19 protein-coding genes are annotated in these 17,515 nt (G+C 42.7%); 16 read left to right on the forward strand and 3 right to left on the reverse strand.

Annotation, left to right across the window (positions count from 1 at the left end; translation table 11 throughout):
• Positions 1-30 precede the first annotated feature (30 nt).
• The 3 genes from pepT to ACVC7Q_RS01820 are packed head-to-tail and all read right to left on the reverse strand — an operon-like array spanning position 31 to position 2,827.
• Positions 31-1,251, reverse strand: a complete 1,221-nt coding sequence (gene pepT, locus ACVC7Q_RS01810; RefSeq protein ID WP_447264607.1) for a peptidase T — start codon at positions 1,249-1,251, stop codon at positions 31-33.
• Positions 1,252-1,253: 2 nt separating this feature from the next.
• Positions 1,254-2,075, reverse strand: a complete 822-nt coding sequence (locus ACVC7Q_RS01815; RefSeq protein ID WP_447264608.1) for a Cof-type HAD-IIB family hydrolase — start codon at positions 2,073-2,075, stop codon at positions 1,254-1,256.
• Positions 2,072-2,827, reverse strand: coding sequence for a LexA family transcriptional regulator (locus ACVC7Q_RS01820; protein ID WP_447264609.1), 756 nt, complete (start codon positions 2,825-2,827; stop codon positions 2,072-2,074). The genes ACVC7Q_RS01815 and ACVC7Q_RS01820 overlap by 4 nt, the downstream gene beginning before the upstream one ends.
• 196 nt (positions 2,828-3,023) lie before the next feature.
• Between ACVC7Q_RS01820 and ACVC7Q_RS01825 the strand changes: the two genes are divergently transcribed.
• The 16 genes from ACVC7Q_RS01825 (at position 3,024) to ACVC7Q_RS01900 (ending at position 17,509) form a co-directional block, all read left to right on the forward strand.
• Positions 3,024-3,461, forward strand: coding sequence for a GNAT family N-acetyltransferase (locus tag ACVC7Q_RS01825; protein WP_447264610.1), 438 nt, complete (start codon positions 3,024-3,026; stop codon positions 3,459-3,461).
• Positions 3,462-3,527: 66 nt separating this feature from the next.
• Complete coding sequence (gene lepA, locus ACVC7Q_RS01830; protein WP_447264611.1) at positions 3,528-5,354, forward strand: translation elongation factor 4; 1,827 nt, start codon at positions 3,528-3,530, stop codon at positions 5,352-5,354.
• A 271-nt stretch (positions 5,355-5,625) separates the two neighbouring features.
• Complete coding sequence (locus ACVC7Q_RS01835; protein WP_447264612.1) at positions 5,626-6,270, forward strand: hypothetical protein; 645 nt, start codon at positions 5,626-5,628, stop codon at positions 6,268-6,270.
• 84 nt (positions 6,271-6,354) lie between these two features.
• Complete coding sequence (locus ACVC7Q_RS01840; RefSeq protein ID WP_447264613.1) at positions 6,355-6,849, forward strand: YkgJ family cysteine cluster protein; 495 nt, start codon at positions 6,355-6,357, stop codon at positions 6,847-6,849.
• Entirely contained in the window at positions 6,849-7,538 is a 690-nt protein-coding gene (locus ACVC7Q_RS01845) for a YjjG family noncanonical pyrimidine nucleotidase (protein ID WP_447264614.1), read from the forward strand. The genes ACVC7Q_RS01840 and ACVC7Q_RS01845 overlap by 1 nt, the downstream gene beginning before the upstream one ends.
• A gap of 123 nt (positions 7,539-7,661) precedes the next feature.
• Positions 7,662-7,934: a 30S ribosomal protein S16 gene (rpsP, locus tag ACVC7Q_RS01850; protein WP_003007475.1), complete on the forward strand. Its 273-nt coding sequence runs from the start codon at positions 7,662-7,664 to the stop codon at positions 7,932-7,934.
• A gap of 20 nt (positions 7,935-7,954) precedes the next feature.
• A complete protein-coding gene (kphA, locus tag ACVC7Q_RS01855) occupies positions 7,955-8,194 on the forward strand; it encodes an RNA-binding protein KphA (protein ID WP_003001620.1) in 240 nt (79 codons plus the stop codon).
• Between the two features lie 42 nt (positions 8,195-8,236).
• Entirely contained in the window at positions 8,237-8,569 is a 333-nt protein-coding gene (locus ACVC7Q_RS01860; protein WP_447264615.1) for a MazG nucleotide pyrophosphohydrolase domain-containing protein, read from the forward strand.
• Between the two features lie 53 nt (positions 8,570-8,622).
• On the forward strand, positions 8,623-9,141 hold the full coding sequence (rimM, locus tag ACVC7Q_RS01865; protein WP_003016315.1) for a ribosome maturation factor RimM: 519 nt from the start codon (positions 8,623-8,625) through the stop codon (positions 9,139-9,141).
• Complete coding sequence (gene trmD / locus ACVC7Q_RS01870; RefSeq protein WP_447264616.1) at positions 9,131-9,847, forward strand: tRNA (guanosine(37)-N1)-methyltransferase TrmD; 717 nt, start codon at positions 9,131-9,133, stop codon at positions 9,845-9,847. Before rimM ends, trmD begins: the two co-directional genes overlap by 11 nt.
• 138 nt (positions 9,848-9,985) lie before the next feature.
• Complete coding sequence (locus tag ACVC7Q_RS01875) at positions 9,986-12,307, forward strand: CAP domain-containing protein (protein WP_447264617.1); 2,322 nt, start codon at positions 9,986-9,988, stop codon at positions 12,305-12,307.
• Positions 12,308-12,534: 227 nt separating this feature from the next.
• Positions 12,535-13,278 (forward strand): DeoR/GlpR family DNA-binding transcription regulator, encoded by a 744-nt coding sequence (locus ACVC7Q_RS01880; protein WP_447264618.1) that lies wholly within the window; start codon positions 12,535-12,537, stop codon positions 13,276-13,278.
• The gene (gene pfkB, locus ACVC7Q_RS01885; protein WP_447264619.1) at positions 13,275-14,186 is read left to right on the forward strand and encodes a 1-phosphofructokinase; all 912 of its coding nucleotides are present in this window, start codon (positions 13,275-13,277) and stop codon (positions 14,184-14,186) included. Before ACVC7Q_RS01880 ends, pfkB begins: the two co-directional genes overlap by 4 nt.
• Complete coding sequence (locus tag ACVC7Q_RS01890; RefSeq protein WP_447264620.1) at positions 14,183-16,150, forward strand: PTS fructose transporter subunit IIABC; 1,968 nt, start codon at positions 14,183-14,185, stop codon at positions 16,148-16,150. The genes pfkB and ACVC7Q_RS01890 overlap by 4 nt, the downstream gene beginning before the upstream one ends.
• 132 nt (positions 16,151-16,282) lie before the next feature.
• On the forward strand, positions 16,283-16,657 hold the full coding sequence (locus tag ACVC7Q_RS01895) for a DUF1149 family protein (RefSeq protein WP_009731099.1): 375 nt from the start codon (positions 16,283-16,285) through the stop codon (positions 16,655-16,657).
• A gap of 3 nt (positions 16,658-16,660) precedes the next feature.
• Positions 16,661-17,509, forward strand: a complete 849-nt coding sequence (locus ACVC7Q_RS01900) for a DegV family protein (RefSeq protein WP_447264621.1) — start codon at positions 16,661-16,663, stop codon at positions 17,507-17,509.
• Positions 17,510-17,515 lie beyond the last annotated feature (6 nt).

The following is a 17,515-nucleotide window of genomic DNA, read 5'->3' on the forward strand; positions in this document are numbered from 1 at the left end:
CGGACAATCTATCCGAATCCTTTTTGTTTCTTATTTTTTGGTCACAATACCGATAATGGTATCAACAGCGCGTTCCATGGTTTGGAGGCTAACGTATTCAAAGCGACCGTGCATATTTTCGCCACCGGCAAAGATGTTTGGTGTAGGAATTCCCATAAAGGAAATTTTAGACCCATCTGTACCACCGCGGATTGGTTCAATGATTGGAGTGATTCCAAGATCTTCCATGACTTCCTTAGCAAGGGTAATCGGCGTCATATCTTTTTCAATCACTTGCTTCATGTTGTAGTACTGATCTTTGAGGGTGAGGAGAATGCGTTCGCTACCGAGCTCAGCATTCATCTGATCCGCAATAGATGTCATGAAGTCTTTACGTTTCTCAAAGCTTTCAGTTTCAAAGTCACGAATGATGTAACTGGCAGTAGCTTCTTCGACAGTTCCATCGATATTCATCAAGTGGTAGAAACCTTCATAGCCTTCGGTCAATTCAGGACGTGCTCCTTCTGGTAGTTTGTTATGGAAATCAATGGCCAATTGAAGGGCATTGATCATTTGACCTTTGGCTGTACCTGGGTGGACATTGCGTCCTTTGAAGGTGATTTCAGCTCCAGCTGCTGAGAAGGTTTCGTATTGAAGCTCGCCAAGTGGACCGCCGTCAACCGTATAGGCGAAGTCTACATCAAAGTCTTCTGCATCAAACTGATCTGCTCCGACGCCAATTTCTTCATCTGGACCAAAGCCGACACGGATCTCTCCGTGTTTGATTTCAGGATGCGCTGTCAGATATTCGATAGCCGTCATAATTTCAGCGATACCAGATTTATCATCTGCTCCCAGAAGAGTAGTACCATCCGTCGTGATCAAGGTTTGTCCCTTGTAGTTGTTCAAATGAGCAAAATCAGCTGGATCCAGTGTGAAACCAGAATCCCCTAGAGCAATGACACCCCCATCATAATTCTCAACGATTTGAGGATTGACATTTTCCGCATTGAAGTCAGCGGTGTCCATGTGAGAGATAAATCCAATCTTGCGTGTAAAGCTTGGATCATTAGCTGGAAGTGTCCCAATGGCATAGCCGTTTGGTAAATAATAGACGTTTTGAAGCCCCACGCGTTTCATCTCAGGAATCAAGACATTGGTTGCGAAATCAACTTGTGATTGGGTACTTGGAGTCGTTGTAGAATGTTCGTCTGAACGTGTATTGACTTTTACATAGGTAATAAAACGGTCCAACAAATTTGCGTATTTCATAATCATTCTCCTTTTTCAGTTGCAATTAATTTGTGAATAGCATGGGCCACGCCATCCTCATCATTGGTCAGGGTGACGAAGTCCGCTGTTTCCTTGACAGCAGCATTGCCATTTCCCATGGCAACACTATAACCAGCAAAACGAAGCATCTCAAGGTCATTATTAGCATCTCCAAGAGCCATCACTTGGTCTCTGCTGTAGCCTAATGTTTGACTTAATGCTTGTAGAGCAGAAGCCTTGCTTGCGCCTTTAGGAAGGATCTCAAACAAGATATTCTGTGAACGTACGGTGTTAAACTTGTTCTCTAAAGTTGCCTCATGCTTAGCTTGAAAGCTATCAATAGCAGAAGGATCTCCCACATACATCGCTTGAAAAATAGGAAGATAGTTGGGGAGCTCTTTTTCTGAGACAGGTGTCGGTTTAGTATTTACGATGCCGGCATCCATAGTGACAAGATCACTGGCTTCAGGTGCGACGACTAGGTAATGATCCATGTCAAATAATGTTAACTGGACGTCTGAATCTTTCGTCAAAACATGCAGGTGGTGCATGTCCTCAAGGCTTAATTCTTCCTTACCAATGATTTCCCAATTCTTAGTAGATAAAGTTGTACACCCGTTATTGATAATCATATAGTAGTTGCCATCCGGAAGACCAATCTCTTCAAAAATGGGACGGACCCCCGCTAAGGGACGCCCTGTACAGATCACAATATCATAGCCGGCTTCATGGGCCTTATGAAGAGCTTCGATATTGCCTTTAGACAGCGACTTATCTTCATGTAAGAGAGTTCCGTCCAAGTCAATCGCGATTAATTGAATCATTTGATCTCCTCCAAATCGAGAGGAACAAAGCCATCAATCACTTTTCCAATCACCCCAGGTTCCTCATCCAGTGGAATGATCTGATCACTATATTTCTTATTGAGGGAAACGAGTCGTACCCCGTTGGCCTCACGAAAGACACGTTTGATCAAAGTTTGCCCATCAAAATCAATGGCATAAATAGCCCCCGCCTGATCGTAATAGGTTTGCTTGACTAACACAACGGCTCCTTTTTCATATTTGGGCTCTAAGGAATCCGTATGAATCCAAAAAGCTAAATCGTAAGGGATCTTTTGATCAAACCAGACGATATCAGCTTGTTTCTGATTTTGATAAGATGCAAAAGAATCGTAGACAGAATAAGAATGGTATTGCTTTTCAATCTTCTGTCTTTCTTTCTGATGGGTCAAGAGACTTTTTCCATAAGAAAGAAGATTTTCTTGATTTCCCTCATCGAGCTGTTTGTACAATCTCTCAATCTCTGAATCAATGACCACAAAATCATTTCGTAATCGAGGGTCAATTTCAGCAACTGTTACCTGAAAAAAGGCAGCAATCTTCTCCAAATTTTCAGGAACGGGAAGAGAAGTTCCTTTTACATATCCAGTCAAGGTGCTAGCAGGAATTCCAGTAATACGAGATAATTCGATCTGCTTTTTCCCTTGTTCTTTCAGTAATTCTCTGATCTTTTCCGATATAATCCGTAATGCCTCTTTGTCTTGAGGACTTGCTTTTCCACGACCTCTGGCCAACGTACTCACCTCCTTGTATTTACCTTTTCTATTATAATGAATTAAATCGAAAAAGTAAATAGAAATCCCTGATAAATATGAAAAAAAGATCGATTTGATATAAATCGGATTTTTAATTGAAAATTTATTTAATTTCCCTTTACTTTTTGAGGAAAAAGGTCTAAGATAAAACCAAAGAATTCATGGAGGTTGTGGCATGATTCGTAGCGTTCAAGTCAAAGATGCAGGTCAAATTCGAGATTTGTGCCACCAAGCATTGGGGTATGATTCGACCTTTGAGAAAGTGGCAGCTCAGATCGAAAAATTCAATCTGCCAGACTCGGGTCACTTTTGCTTTGTTTACGAAGAGGACCAATCAGGCACTATTCTTGGTTATGTTGAAGCAGAGGTTTATGAAAGTCTTTATAGTGACGCCGGTCTAAATATTTTAGGGCTAGCGGTATTCCCTTCTGCTCAAAGACATGGGATCGGTCGCCAATTGATGGAGCGAGTTGAAGAACTTGCCAAAAGCAGGCATTCTGCTTTTATCCGTTTAAATTCTGCATCTCATCGAAAAGAAGCCCATATTTTTTACGAACGCTTGGGTTATGAGGGAAATAAAACGCAGAAGCGATTTTTGAAAATAATGAATTAAGATAGGCAAAGGCCTATCTTTTTTGTTATAATGAAGAGTACGATTAAATTTACTAGGAAGATGATTATGCCAAATTTTGAAGAATTAAAAAAACGACAAGAGAAGATTCGAAACTTCTCTATCATCGCCCATATTGATCACGGAAAGTCAACCTTGGCCGATCGAATTTTAGAAAAAACTGAAACCGTGTCTAGTCGGGAGATGCAAGCCCAACTCCTAGATAGCATGGACCTGGAACGGGAACGTGGGATTACCATCAAGCTCAATGCCATCGAGTTGAACTACACAGCCAAAGATGGGGAGACCTATATCTTCCACTTGATTGACACACCGGGGCACGTAGACTTTACTTATGAGGTTTCGCGTTCGCTGGCTGCCTGTGAGGGAGCCATTCTCGTAGTGGATGCCGCTCAAGGGATTGAAGCCCAGACACTAGCCAATGTTTACCTTGCTTTGGACAACGATTTGGAGATTCTGCCAGTTATTAACAAAATTGACTTACCAGCTGCAGATCCAGAACGTGTGCGCACAGAAGTAGAAGATGTCATCGGCTTGGATGCCAGTGAAGCAGTCCTAGCTTCTGCCAAGGCTGGTATTGGGATTGAAGAGATTTTGGAGCAGATCGTTGAGAAAGTTCCTGCTCCGACAGGTGATGTTGCAGCACCTCTTCAAGCCTTGATCTTTGATTCCGTCTATGACGCCTATCGTGGGGTTATCCTTCAGGTACGGGTTGTCAATGGAATGGTCAAACCAGGTGATAAGATCCAGCTCATGAGTAATGGAAAAACCTTTGATGTGACTGAGGTTGGGATCTTTACTCCTAAAGCGGTTGGACGTGATTTCCTTGCAACTGGAGACGTTGGCTATATTGCGGCCTCTATCAAGACCGTTGCAGATACCCGTGTCGGGGACACTGTGACCTTAGCGACCAATCCAGCAAGTGAGCCACTACATGGATACAAGCAGATGAACCCAATGGTCTTTGCAGGTCTTTACCCAATCGAATCCAATAAATATAATGATCTTCGTGAAGCCTTGGAAAAATTGCAATTGAATGACGCTAGTCTTCAATTTGAACCGGAGACTTCTCAAGCCCTTGGTTTTGGTTTCCGTTGTGGTTTCTTGGGACTTCTTCATATGGACGTTATCCAAGAGCGCTTAGAGCGTGAGTTCAATATTGACTTGATCATGACAGCACCGTCTGTTATCTACAAGGTCAATTTGACAGATGGAGAAGCACTAGATGTCTCAAACCCATCTGAGTTCCCAGATCCAACCAAGATCGCTTCGATCGAAGAACCTTATGTCAAAGCGCAAATCATGGTGCCACAAGAGTTTGTCGGAGCAGTCATGGAATTGGCCCAACGCAAACGTGGGGACTTTGTGACCATGGATTACATCGATGAGAATCGGGTTAATGTCATCTATCAAATCCCACTGGCGGAAATTGTCTTTGATTTCTTTGATAAATTGAAGTCTTCCACTCGTGGCTATGCGAGCTTTGACTATGAGTTGTCTGAATACCGTCCATCCAAACTGGTTAAGATGGATATTCTCCTCAATGGAGATACCGTCGATGCCCTCAGCTTTATCGTTCACAAGGACTTTGCCTATGAACGTGGTAAGTTGATCGTTGAGAAGCTTAAGAAAATTATCCCTCGTCAACAGTTTGAGGTGCCCATCCAAGCAGCCATCGGTCATAAGATCGTGGCCCGTACAGATATCAAGGCCCTTCGTAAGAACGTCTTGGCCAAGTGTTATGGTGGGGACGTCTCACGGAAACGCAAGCTTCTTGAAAAACAAAAAGCCGGTAAGAAACGGATGAAAGCTATCGGTTCAGTAGAAGTACCGCAGGAAGCCTTCTTGTCAGTTCTGTCAATGGATGAAGAATAACAATTAGAGAGTGGGACAGAAATCGGTAATTCGTTAGAATTCGATTTCGTCGTCCCACCTCCGCACAGTAGAGCCCGCTCAACCACTGCGTCTTGCTCGACAATCCAAAAACAATTAAAAAGCTAGGACTTTTGTCCCAGCCTTTTGTTTTAGGTTTAAAAGAAATGAACTGAATTTGAAAGGTTCGATCAGATGTGACACGTATCCTATTTTAAAATACCCTTATTCATGGTAGACTAGAGGAAAGAGAACGTTCTCAAGGAGGTTGCGCATGAAACATAAATTTCTTGTTACATCACTTACGATTCTATCTGTAGCTACCCTAATGGCCTGTAGTCACACCACTAAAAAGGATACAGCAGCTTCTTCTACAAAAGAAAGTAGCAGCAAAGTCGAAAAGAAAACAAGCAGTTCTTCGTCAAAGGATACTGCTTCTACAAAGAAAAGTACTACCAATCAAGAAACCAAGCGGATTGGAAATGCAGATTATGGATACATCAATATTCCAAGTAAATGGATCAAATTTACGGACCTTAGTGGGGTTGAGGCTGTCCAATATACTGATGGGAGTGGCTATAATATTGTCACCTTAGACAGCTTTACCAAAGAAAAGGCAAAAGTTCCCGCTGATATTGAATTTAATGCAGAATTTTTAGCCAAGAAACTGGCCCTTATGTGGCAAGATAATAAGGATGTTGGCAAGATGACGGGAGCTCGAACAAAGGTTGCAGGACTGGACGCTTACCAGCTTCAAATTGTGATGAAATCTGGTCAATATTTGATTACCTGGATCTTCCAAAAGGATGAAAAAGTTTATACTATTTCTTTTGAAGGAGATGCAGAAACCATGAAAACTTTTATCCCATACATCGAAGACACTTGGAGCCTAGATGGAACAGGTGCCGTGACGGATTGATGGAGAAAGATAGATCGCAGGATCTATCTTTTTTTAGAGTCTTTGTGGTATAATCTTTCTATTGTTTAGAAGAGGAAATAGAGGATGACACAGGAAATTGATATTGAAAAATACCATCAGTTAGCTCTCCAAAAGCAAAAGGAGCATCGCAAGGTATTAGCGAATCTCAAAAAGAAGCCGCCTAAGAATTTAGATAAACTAGCGCAAGAAATCCACGATGAAGTGTTCCAAGAAATCGATTGTACGGCTTGTGCCAATTGCTGTAAGACCTTAGGGCCTGATTTTAAGGAAGCAGATATCACGCGGATCGCCAAATATTTCAAGATGAAACTACCTGCTTTTGAGGCGGAATTTCTTCAAGTGGATGATGATGGCGACAAGGTTTTTAAATCCATGCCTTGCCCCTTCCTTGGTGGCGACAATCTCTGTTCCATCTACGATGTTCGGCCTAAAGCTTGTCGGGAATTTCCTCACACCGATCGCAAGAAGATCTATCAGATCAACCATCTGACCATCAAAAATACGCTCACTTGCCCAGCTGCTTATTTATTTGTCGAAAAATTGAAGGATCGTTTGTAATGGCATATAAATTTTTACTTTTTGATTTGGACCATACCTTGTTGGATTTTGAATCTGCTGAAGAAACAGCCTTGACGCAGATGTTAGAAGACATGAATTTTCCAGATGTAGAGGCCTTTAAAGATTACTACAAACCTATGAACCAAGGGCTCTGGAAGGATTTGGAACAAAAGAAGCTCACCAAACAAGAACTCGTGGATAGTCGGTTTGCGATTGGGTTTGCCCACTTTGGGATCACGGTTGATGGGGCCGAGATGGCTCTTCGCTACCAAGATTACATCAGTCTTCAAGGGCAGTCATTCCTAGGGGCGGAGGACTTACTGGCCCGACTTGAAAAAGCAGGTTACCAGCTCTATGGTGCTACGAACGGAGTGACTGCCATTCAAGAAGGACGCTTAGCTCATTCTACCATCGCACCTTATTTTAAAGAGGTCTTTATCTCTGAACAGCTTCATACTCAGAAACCAGAACCTGCATTTTTTGACAAAGTAGGCCAGCTGATTCCAGGGTTTAGCAAGGAAGAGACCCTCATGATCGGTGATTCTTTGACAGCTGATATCGCAGGAGGGAATGCTGCGGGGATTGATACCGTCTGGTATAATCCGGATCACAAGGAAAATACCAGCCAAGTAGTGCCGACTTATGAAGTAAGCACCTATCAAGAAATCGCCGATTTACTGCTTAATTAAAAAAATTTAAATACTGTCAAGTTTTTTTCTTGACAGGCCTATAAAATGTGTTATAATAGATCATGTGCTAAATAGCTTGTCTATTTCACCGAAAATTAAAATATAGAAAAGAGACTTATAAAAATGGCAGTTAAAATTCGTTTGACTCGTATGGGTTCTAAGAAAAAACCTTACTACCGTATCAACGTTGCAGATTCACGTTCACCACGTGATGGACGTTTCATCGAAACAGTTGGAACATACAATCCACTTGTTGAAGAAAACCAAGTAACTTTGAAAGAAGACCGCGTTCTTGCATGGTTGGCTGATGGAGCTCAACCTTCTGATACAGTTCGCAACATCCTTTCAAAAGCTGGTGTGATGAAGAAATTCCACGATTCTAAATTCTCAAAATAATTTTTTAAGTAGGTTGATGTATGGATACGATTGAAAATCTCATTATTGCAATTGTGAAACCCTTGATTTCACAACCGGATGCCTTAACCATCAAGATCGAAGATACTCCTGAATTTTTGGAGTACCACCTTGACCTTGATCCTAGCGATGTTGGTCGTGTAATCGGTCGAAAAGGTCGCACCATTTCTGCGATAAGAACGATTGTCTACTCTGTCCCAACTGAAGATAAAAAAGTAAGAATCGTTATTGACGAAAAATAAAAGGCGGGACTCTGTCCCGTTTTTTTGTTGCAAGGAGAAGCTATGAAAGAAGTTACCATTCGGCAATTACAAGCCTATTTAAAAGAACATTACAAAGACAGTCGTACGGAAGAAGGTCTGTTTATCAAGCTCGTCGAAGAGGTTGGAGAAGTTGCCGAGATCTTAAATGGTCGTTCTGGACGAAAAGAAGGGGTTCAGGACTCAAATGAGGAATTGGCCAAAGAACTAGCTGATATCATTCACTATACAGTCGCCATCGCAACTATAAATGACATCGACCTTACTAAAACCATCTTTGAAAAGGATAAAACAGCAGCTGCCAAATACCAGCACGAGAAGGATTTAGAGCAGTTTCTAGCAGAAAAGAGCATTTGAGAAAATCCTTTGAACGTGATAAAATAGAGTGAAAAAACTACACTGGAGAAATCATGAATTACTTTAACGTTGGGAAAATTGTCAATACCCAAGGCTTACAAGGAGAAATGCGGGTCTTGTCTGTGACAGACTTTGCAGAAGAACGTTTTAAAAAAGGAGCAGAGTTGGCCCTCTTTGATGAGAAGGATCGTTTTGTCCAAACGGTGACCATTGCCAGTCATCGCAAGCACAAGAACTTCGACATCATCAAGTTTAAGGATATGTACCATATCAATGCGATCGAAAAGTTCAAGGGCTTTAGCCTCAAAGTTGCTGAGGAAGACTTGACGGATTTGGATGAGGGCGAGTTTTATTACCATGAGATCATCGGCCTTGATGTATATGAAAATGACCAACTGATCGGTCAGATCAAGGAGATCCTACAACCAGGTGCCAATGATGTCTGGGTCGTGAAACGCAAAGGCAAACGCGACCTTCTCTTGCCTTATATCCCGCCAGTGGTGCTCAATATCGATATTCCAGGAAATCGAGTGGATGTAGACATTTTAGAAGGGTTAGACGATGAAGATTGATATTTTAACCCTCTTTCCAGAGATGTTTTCGCCTTTGGAGCATTCGATTGTCGGAAAGGCGCGTGAAAAGGGACTTCTCGAGATAAACTACCATAATTTCCGTGAAAATGCTGAGAAGGCGCGGCATGTGGACGATGAACCCTATGGTGGGGGGCAAGGCATGCTCTTACGTGCTCAGCCGATTTTCGATGCCTTTGATGCGATTGAGAAAAAGAATCCGCGCGTGATTTTACTGGATCCTGCTGGTCGGACTTTTGACCAAAGTTACGCAGAAGAGTTGGCTCAAGAAGATGAATTGATCTTTATCTGCGGCCATTATGAGGGCTACGACGAGCGGATCAAGACCTTGGTGACAGATGAGATTTCTCTTGGCGATTATGTCCTGACGGGTGGCGAACTAGCTGCCATGACCATGATCGATGCGACGGTACGCTTGATTCCAGAAGTGATCGGCAAAGAGTCTAGCCACCAGGATGATAGCTTCTCTTCCGGGCTTCTAGAATATCCTCAATACACTCGGCCCTATGATTATCGAGGAATGACGGTTCCTGATGTCCTCATGAGTGGCCACCATGAAAATATCCGTCAGTGGCGCCTCTATCAGAGTTTGAAAAAGACCTTAGAACGTCGGCCTGACCTGCTAGAAAACTACGAATTGACAGCAGAAGAAGAAAAAATGTTGGAACAAATTAAACAAGAAGACTAACAGCGTCAGCTGTTTTTCTTTTGCCCTAAAATTTTGTGAAAAAAACTTTTTAAACCTACTAGTTATTGGTAACAAAATGTGGTATGCTAAGGGGTAGAGAAACTTCAAGAAAATGATTCAGTTTTGGGGGTGAGTTTAATGGGAAAGAAATTAGGAAAATCGGTTTTTACGACAGGAGTTGCGGCGACAACGGTCCTATCTGGAATGTTTCATCATAAGGCTAGTGCGGAAGAGGTCAAGCAAAATGAAAATCCAGAAACCAACAGCACGGAAGTAGTCGAAAAACCAATTACAGTTGATGAGTTGAAGCAAATCACAGCTCAAAAAGGGCAAGTGGTGAAAGATGTCCACTACCAAGAGCAAAAAGTGATCGATGCTCAAACGGAAGTCAAGGCTGCAGGACAAGAACTGGAAGAAAAGAAAGCTGAAGTGACAGAGGCGGAAAACCTGATCGCAACGACTTCAAATGCACAAGTTCAGAATGCAGAAAATGACGTCAAGGTAGCTCAAGCCTATGTGACCATCGAAGAAAATAAGGTTCGAGAGGCGGAAGCTGAACATGACCAAGTTGTAGAGGCTGTTCGTCAACAGGAAAATCAGGTTACTGCTCAGGAATCTTTGGTCGATGTAGCACAAAATGAATTGAACCAAGCAAAAGCACCGATTTCAAATGATGAGAATGTCCTAAACCAAGCCTTATTGGAGCAAAGCCAAGTCGAGCAAAGTATTCGAGAATCTCAGAATTACCTTGCGACCTTGCAAGCGAGTCAGCAAAATGGGGCTGACACAGTCGCTCAAATTGAGAGTGATATTCAACTCGCCCAAACGAGACTCACAGACTTGAAGGCGGTCATTGCGACAAAAGAAGCGGAGTTGGCAGCCATAGAACAAGCAGCAGCTAATAGCCCAGTTCAACTGAGTCAAGCAACCTACGAAGGCTACTTGCAACACTTGGCTGACAATGGCAATGAAGCTGCAGCAAGTGCTTTAGCCCTCTACAAGCGTGGTCGTGAAGAAGACGGCTTGACGGTTGGAGAGTCTGGATCCTTGCAAGCCAATCTTCGAGCCCTTGAAATCGCAGATGCCATTAATAACTATCGTCGCAATGCAGGCTTGCCTGAATTGGAGCTGGATCCTTATTCCCTCCCTGCCAGTCAAGTTCAGTTAGAATACTTCAAAAAGGCCAACTGGCATATGTTTAAGTATTTGCCGAACGAAAATATTGCTTATGGCTTCTCACCTGCTGGTGCAGTAGACTTTTGGTACAATGAAAAAGTGGCTTACCAAGAAGTGGCAGCTCAATACGGTCTACCGACAGACGAAACACAAATCGATGCCAATGATATCTATATGAAGATTGGGGCTGAGGCCTTTGCCAAGATTGGTCATTACCTCCAAATGGTGGACAACAAAGCAACGGCTTTATCAGTGGCTTATGACCCAAGTAATGCCATGTCAGAAGCAGCTTTCTTACACAGTCCAGTTACCTCAGCAGTGTCAACCAATGCACTTGCTTACCAATTGCGTCAGGGAGCTGGTGCTACAACGACAAGATCAGATGTCAAAGCAAAATCTGATGAAGTCGCTAACCTCAAGCTGGATAAGGCCAATCAAGAGTCCCAAATCATTATCTTGCAAGGCAAATTAGAAGATGCCCGCCACACTAATTCAAATGTGGAAGTAGAGATGGCCAATGTCCAAAAAAGCATCCAAAACTACAAAATTCTTCTTGTCAGCAAGGATCATGCAGTTGAAAAAGCAAAAGCGACTCTTGATGTATCTCGAGGTCGGATTGAAGCAGCTATCCAACCAAAAGAAGCAGCGCTTCAAAAAGCGAAAGATTTGTTAGCAGCTGCGCGTGAGAAATTAGATCTTTTAAAAGCAGAAGAAGCAGAAAAAGCCCAAGTCGTTCAAGAAGCGCATGAGGGCTTGAAGGTGGCGCAAGAACGCTTGGTTGCTGCTGAAAAACGTCTTTCTGACTTTAAAAATGCTCCAGAATTATTGGTCAAAGCCCAATCAGTTTTATCAGCTGCGGTGGCTAATTTAGAAAATAAAAAAGAAAAATTAGAAGCCGAATTCACTACTCTTCAATCTTATCAAAGTGTCGTGGAACTGTTGAATTCTCAATATGAAGATCTAGCGTCACGAATGGATCCAGCTATTTTAGAAGCAGCAGATATGCCAATGGATATCCGCTCAAGCAATCCAACCACTTTTTCGGATAGACCAACAATTCTTCCAACAAGTACCAATAGTCCGCAAGTGCAAGCACCAAAAGCTACTCCAGCTCCAAAACAAGAAGCCAAAGTAGAAGAAATCAAACCCAAAAAAGAAAACAGCCAAGCTGTGGCAAGTGCAGATTCTTCCAAATATGCAGCAGCAACAACAGGTGTAGTCGTTGGGCTACTTGCTGGATTGTTTGGTTTCAAGAAAAAGAAACAATCTTCAAATAATGATTAAGGAATACAGAAGATAGAGTGGACGCTTAGACACTTTATTGCTTACAATCTTTAAAGAAAATTTATGAGGGTGGGACAAGAACTCTTTTAACAAAATGAGTTCTTTCCTGTCTTTTTTTTACACTTTTGGATTTTTTGAAAGAAAATGATAGAAAATGATAAAAATTGTTGACATTTTTTGAAAAAAGAGTATAATGGTTTTTGTAATCGATTGCAAAAGGAGGAGAAATGCTCAAGTCTGAACGAAAACAATTTATCCTGGAAAAGGTATTAAAGGAAAAATTTGTTTCCTTAGAAACCCTTGTGCAAGAGCTGGGGACGTCTGAATCAACCGTTCGGCGAGACTTGGATGAGCTAGAAGCTGAAAGCAAACTTCGCCGGGTTCACGGTGGCGCGGAAAGCTTGCATTTTCTTCAAGAGGAAGAAAGCAATAAAGAAAAATCTATCAAAAACATTCAAGTTAAGTCAAGAATTGCGGTAAAAGCGGCGGAGTTGATCAAAGATCATGATGTGATCTTTATCGATGCTGGGACGACCAATGAACTCTTGGTACAAGAAATTGTCAATCCAACGGTAACTGTGGTGACCAATTCGATTCACCATGCGACCAAGTTGGTCGAGCGAAATGTTCCGACGGTCATCATCGGTGGAAAGGTAAAATCTTCTACAGATGCTAGTATCGGAGGGATCGCGCTCAATCAAATCGGTCAGTTGAATTTTGACAAGGCCTTTCTTGGAATGAATGGAATCGATGATGAATTTTACAGCACTCCAGATCTGGAAGAAGGATCTGTCAAGCGTGCGATTATCGAAAATGCAAAAAAAACCTATATCCTAGCGGATGATTCAAAAATTGGAGTGACATCCTTTGTCAAAGTGGCTCCTATCAAGCGAGCCATGATCATTACCAATCAATGTGACCCACAACGATTGAAGGTTTTAAAGGAAAAAACGGAGGTTATAGAGGTTTGATTTATACAGTAACACTGAATCCTGCCATTGACTACATTGTCCGTCTCGATCATGTAGAGACAGGGGCGGTCAATCGGATGGCTTCGGAAGATAAATTTGCCGGTGGTAAGGGAATCAATGTCAGTCGTGTCTTGAAGCGGCTCGCTATCGAGAACACAGCAACTGGGTTTATCGGTGGTTTCACAGGACGTTTCATTGAAGATGTCCTTACGAGCGAAGCTATTTCAACTAAGTTTGTGACCGTGGACCAAGATACCCGGATCAATGTCAAGATCAAAGCCGATGAGGAAACAGAGATCAATGGCAATGGTCCAGAAGTGACGGAAGCTCAGTTGCAAGAATTGCTCAGCATCCTATCCAGCTTATCAGCAGATGATGTGGTAGTCTTTGCAGGCTCTGCCCCATCTTCACTTGGAAATGCCATTTACAAAGAACTAATTGCAGCAACCCGTGCGACAGGTGCGCAAGTCGTTTGTGACTTTGAAGGGCAAACCTTGATTGATTCCTTGGAGTTCAATCCCCAATTGGTCAAACCAAACAACCATGAGTTGGGAGCTATTTTTGGCGTTACCTTGACGGAATTGCCAGAAATTGAACGCTACGCCAAGGAAATCTTGGCCAAAGGAGCACAAAACGTCATTATTTCCATGGCGGGCGATGGTGCTCTTCTAGTCAGTCCAAGTGGTACCTACTTCGCAAAACCCATCAAAGGGCAAGTGAAGAACTCAGTTGGTGCAGGAGATTCCATGGTGGCAGGTTTCACTGGGAAGCTTGCAACGACAGGAGACGTCATTGAAGCCTTCAAATGGGGCGTGGCTTGTGGAACAGCGACCACTTTCTCAGATGATTTGGCGACAGCGGACTATATCAAAGAAATTTATGAAAAAGTAGAGGTAGAAAAACTATGAAAATTCAAGACGTTTTAAATAAAAACGTGATGTTGTTTGATCTTCAAGCAACAGACAAAGAGGGCGTGATCAATGAAATGATTCAATCGCTCGTCGACAATGGTGTGGTGACAGATTTTGAAACTTTCAAAGCTGGCATCATGAATCGTGAGGCGCAAACATCTACCGGTTTGGGCGAAGGGATTGCTATGCCTCACAGCAAAAATGAAGCTGTCAAAGAAGCGACGGTCTTGTTTGCAAAATCAAACAAGGGTGTAGATTACGCATCACTTGATGGACAACCAACTGACTTGTTCTTCATGATCGCTGCACCAGAAGGGGCCAACGATACTCACTTGGCAGCTCTTGCGGAATTGTCTAAGTACTTGATGAAACCAGGCTTTGCGGATAAACTCCGCCAAGTAAGTACTCCTGATCAAGTAATCGCAGTCTTCGATGCAGAAGAGCAAGAAGCTGCAGCTGAAGAAGCGAAAAAAGCAGAAGCTGTCAAAGAAGCAGCTTCATCTGACAAACCATTGATCGTAGCCGTTACAGCGTGTACAACTGGTATCGCCCACACTTACATGGCGGAAGAAGCCCTCATCAAAAAAGGTGAAGAAATGGGTGTTACGGTACGCGTTGAAACAAACGGTGCATCAGGTGTCGGCAACCGCTTGACAGCTGAAGAAATCGCCAAAGCTGAAGGGGTGATCATTGCAGCAGATAAAGCAGTTGAAACAGCTCGTTTTAATGGCAAAAAATTGATCTCTAAACCAGTTGCAGCTGGTATCCGTCAGACAGAAGAATTGATCCAAACTATCTTAGACGGCAAAGCAGATGTCTTCCACGCTGAAAATGCAGCAGAAGCTAGCGCTAGCCAAGAAAAATTGAGCTTGGGTGGAGCCTTCTACAAACACTTGATGAGTGGAGTTTCTCAAATGCTTCCATTCGTTATCGGTGGTGGGATCTTGATCGCCCTTGCCTTCTTGATTGACCAAATTCTCGGAGTTCCTCAAGATCAATTGTCTCAACTTGGTTCGTACCATGAATTAGCAGCTCAATTTAAAACAATCGGTGGTGCAGCCTTTGGCTTTATGCTTCCTGTACTCGCAGGTTACATCGGATTCTCCATCGCTGAAAAACCTGGTTTTGTAGCAGGGTTTATTGCAGGATCTATTGCTAGCTCAGGGTCAGCCTTTGGTAACATCGCTTTCGGTGCTGCTAAAGGTGAATTACCAGCAGCCGTATCATCTGGTTTCCTTGGCGCATTGGTTGGTGGTTTCCTTGCAGGTGGAGTGATTCTAGTTCTTCGTAAAGCTCTTGCAGGTCTTCCACGTTCTCTTGATGGTATCCGTTCCATCCTTCTCTTGCCATTGCTTGGTGTTGGTTTGACAGGATTCTTGATGTTCCTTATCAATATTCCAATGGCTGCTATCAATACTGGTCTTAACAACTTCCTCTCAAGCTTATCAGGTAGCTCAGCAGTCCTTCTTGGCCTTCTCGTTGGCGGTATGATGGCTGTCGATATGGGTGGACCAGTTAACAAAGCGGCTTATGTCTTCGCTACAGGTACACTTGCTGAATCTGTTGCTTCAGGAGGTTCTATTGTTATGGCTGCTGTTATGGCAGCAGGTATGGTTCCTCCATTGGCAGTATTTGTAGCAACTGTCTTGTTCAAAGATAAATTCACACAAGAAGAACGCGATTCTGGTTTGACAAACATTGTTATGGGTCTTTCCTTCATCACAGAAGGTGCCATTCCATTCGGTGCAGCTGATCCAGCTCGTGCCATCCCAAGCTTCATTGCAGGTTCAGCCTTGACAGGTGCCCTTGTTGGTCTTGCAGGTTTGAAATTGATGGCTCCTCACGGAGGAATCTTCGTTATCGCTCTTACTTCAAATCCACTTCTTTACATCTTGTTTGTATTGATCGGTGCAGTCGTAAGTGGTATCTTGTTCGGCTTGCTTCGCAAACCTAAAAACTAATCATACCTAAAAGGTTGGGTCTTCCCCGACCTTTTCTTCTTGTACAAACGAAAAAATCACTTCATTCGGCGTTGGTATCTTGAGCTGAATTATGATATAATAAGCCTATCGCATATTTTTAGGAGAATAAAAATGGATATTCAACGTGAAAAAGAATTTGTCAGCCAATACCACTATGACGCTCGTAATTTTGAGTGGGAAAAAGAAAATGGCATTCCCGAAACAAAAGTAGATGTAAACTTTCAATTAATCAATCGTGATCAACAACAAAACACAACTTCTTTGATTGTGATTTTGAGCTACATGATTGTATTTGACGGCTTTGTGATCAGTGGAACCATCACTCAAATTAACCACTTGTTTGGTCGTTATGTAAATGAACCAAGTGAATTCAGCAAAGATGAAGTGGAAGAATTGGCTCGTCCTTGCTTGGATATGCTCAACCGTTTGACTTATGAAGTTACAGAAATTGCCCTTGATTTACCGGGTATTAATTTGGAGTTTTAATCAATGAAATTAGCAGTGATTACGGATTCGTCTGCCTATTTACCGCAGCACCTTCTCCATCACGACGACTTATTTATTTTAGACATTCCGATCTATATCGATGGAGAATCCTATGTGGAAGGGAAGAATCTGACACACGACGAGTTCTACCAAAAGATGGCTGCGTCTAAGGATTTACCAAAGACTAGCCAACCGAGTGTGGCAGCGTTAGAAGAACTCTTATCTGGTTTGACAGCTAAAGGTTATACGCATGCTCTTGGTCTCTTCTTGTCATCAGGCATCTCTGGATTCTACCAAAATATCCAATATTTGAAGGACGAATTTGAAGGCTTGACCGTCGAATTTCCTGACTCAAAAATCACTAGTGCTCCATTAGGAATGATGGTCGATGATTGCTTGAAATGGGCTGGTGAAGGTCGTTTGTTTGATGAGATTGTGGCCAATGTCCAACACCAGATTGATGGGACCACTGCCTATATTATGGTCGATGATTTGAATCACTTGGTCAAGGGGGGACGCCTGTCAAATGGCGCTGCCATCATTGGCAATCTCTTGAGTATCAAGCCGATCCTTCACTTTAATGACCAAGGTGTCATCGAAGTTTTTGAAAAAGTCCGGACGGAAAAGAAAGCCATGAAACGCTTGGTGGAAATCGTTGATGAAGGACTCACCGGTGGTCATTACCAAGTCTTTATCATCCATGCTAATGTACCTGAAAAAGCCGAAGCGCTTCGTCAGATGTTGGTGGCTGAAGGAGTGGAAGGAGAAATTCCTTTTGCCACTTTTGGAGGCGTGATTGGGACGCACTTAGGCGACCATAGCTTAGCAGTTGGGTATATCCCTATCGTTTAAGGAGAA

The sequence above is a fragment of the Streptococcus sp. W151 genome, from assembly GCF_053010205.1.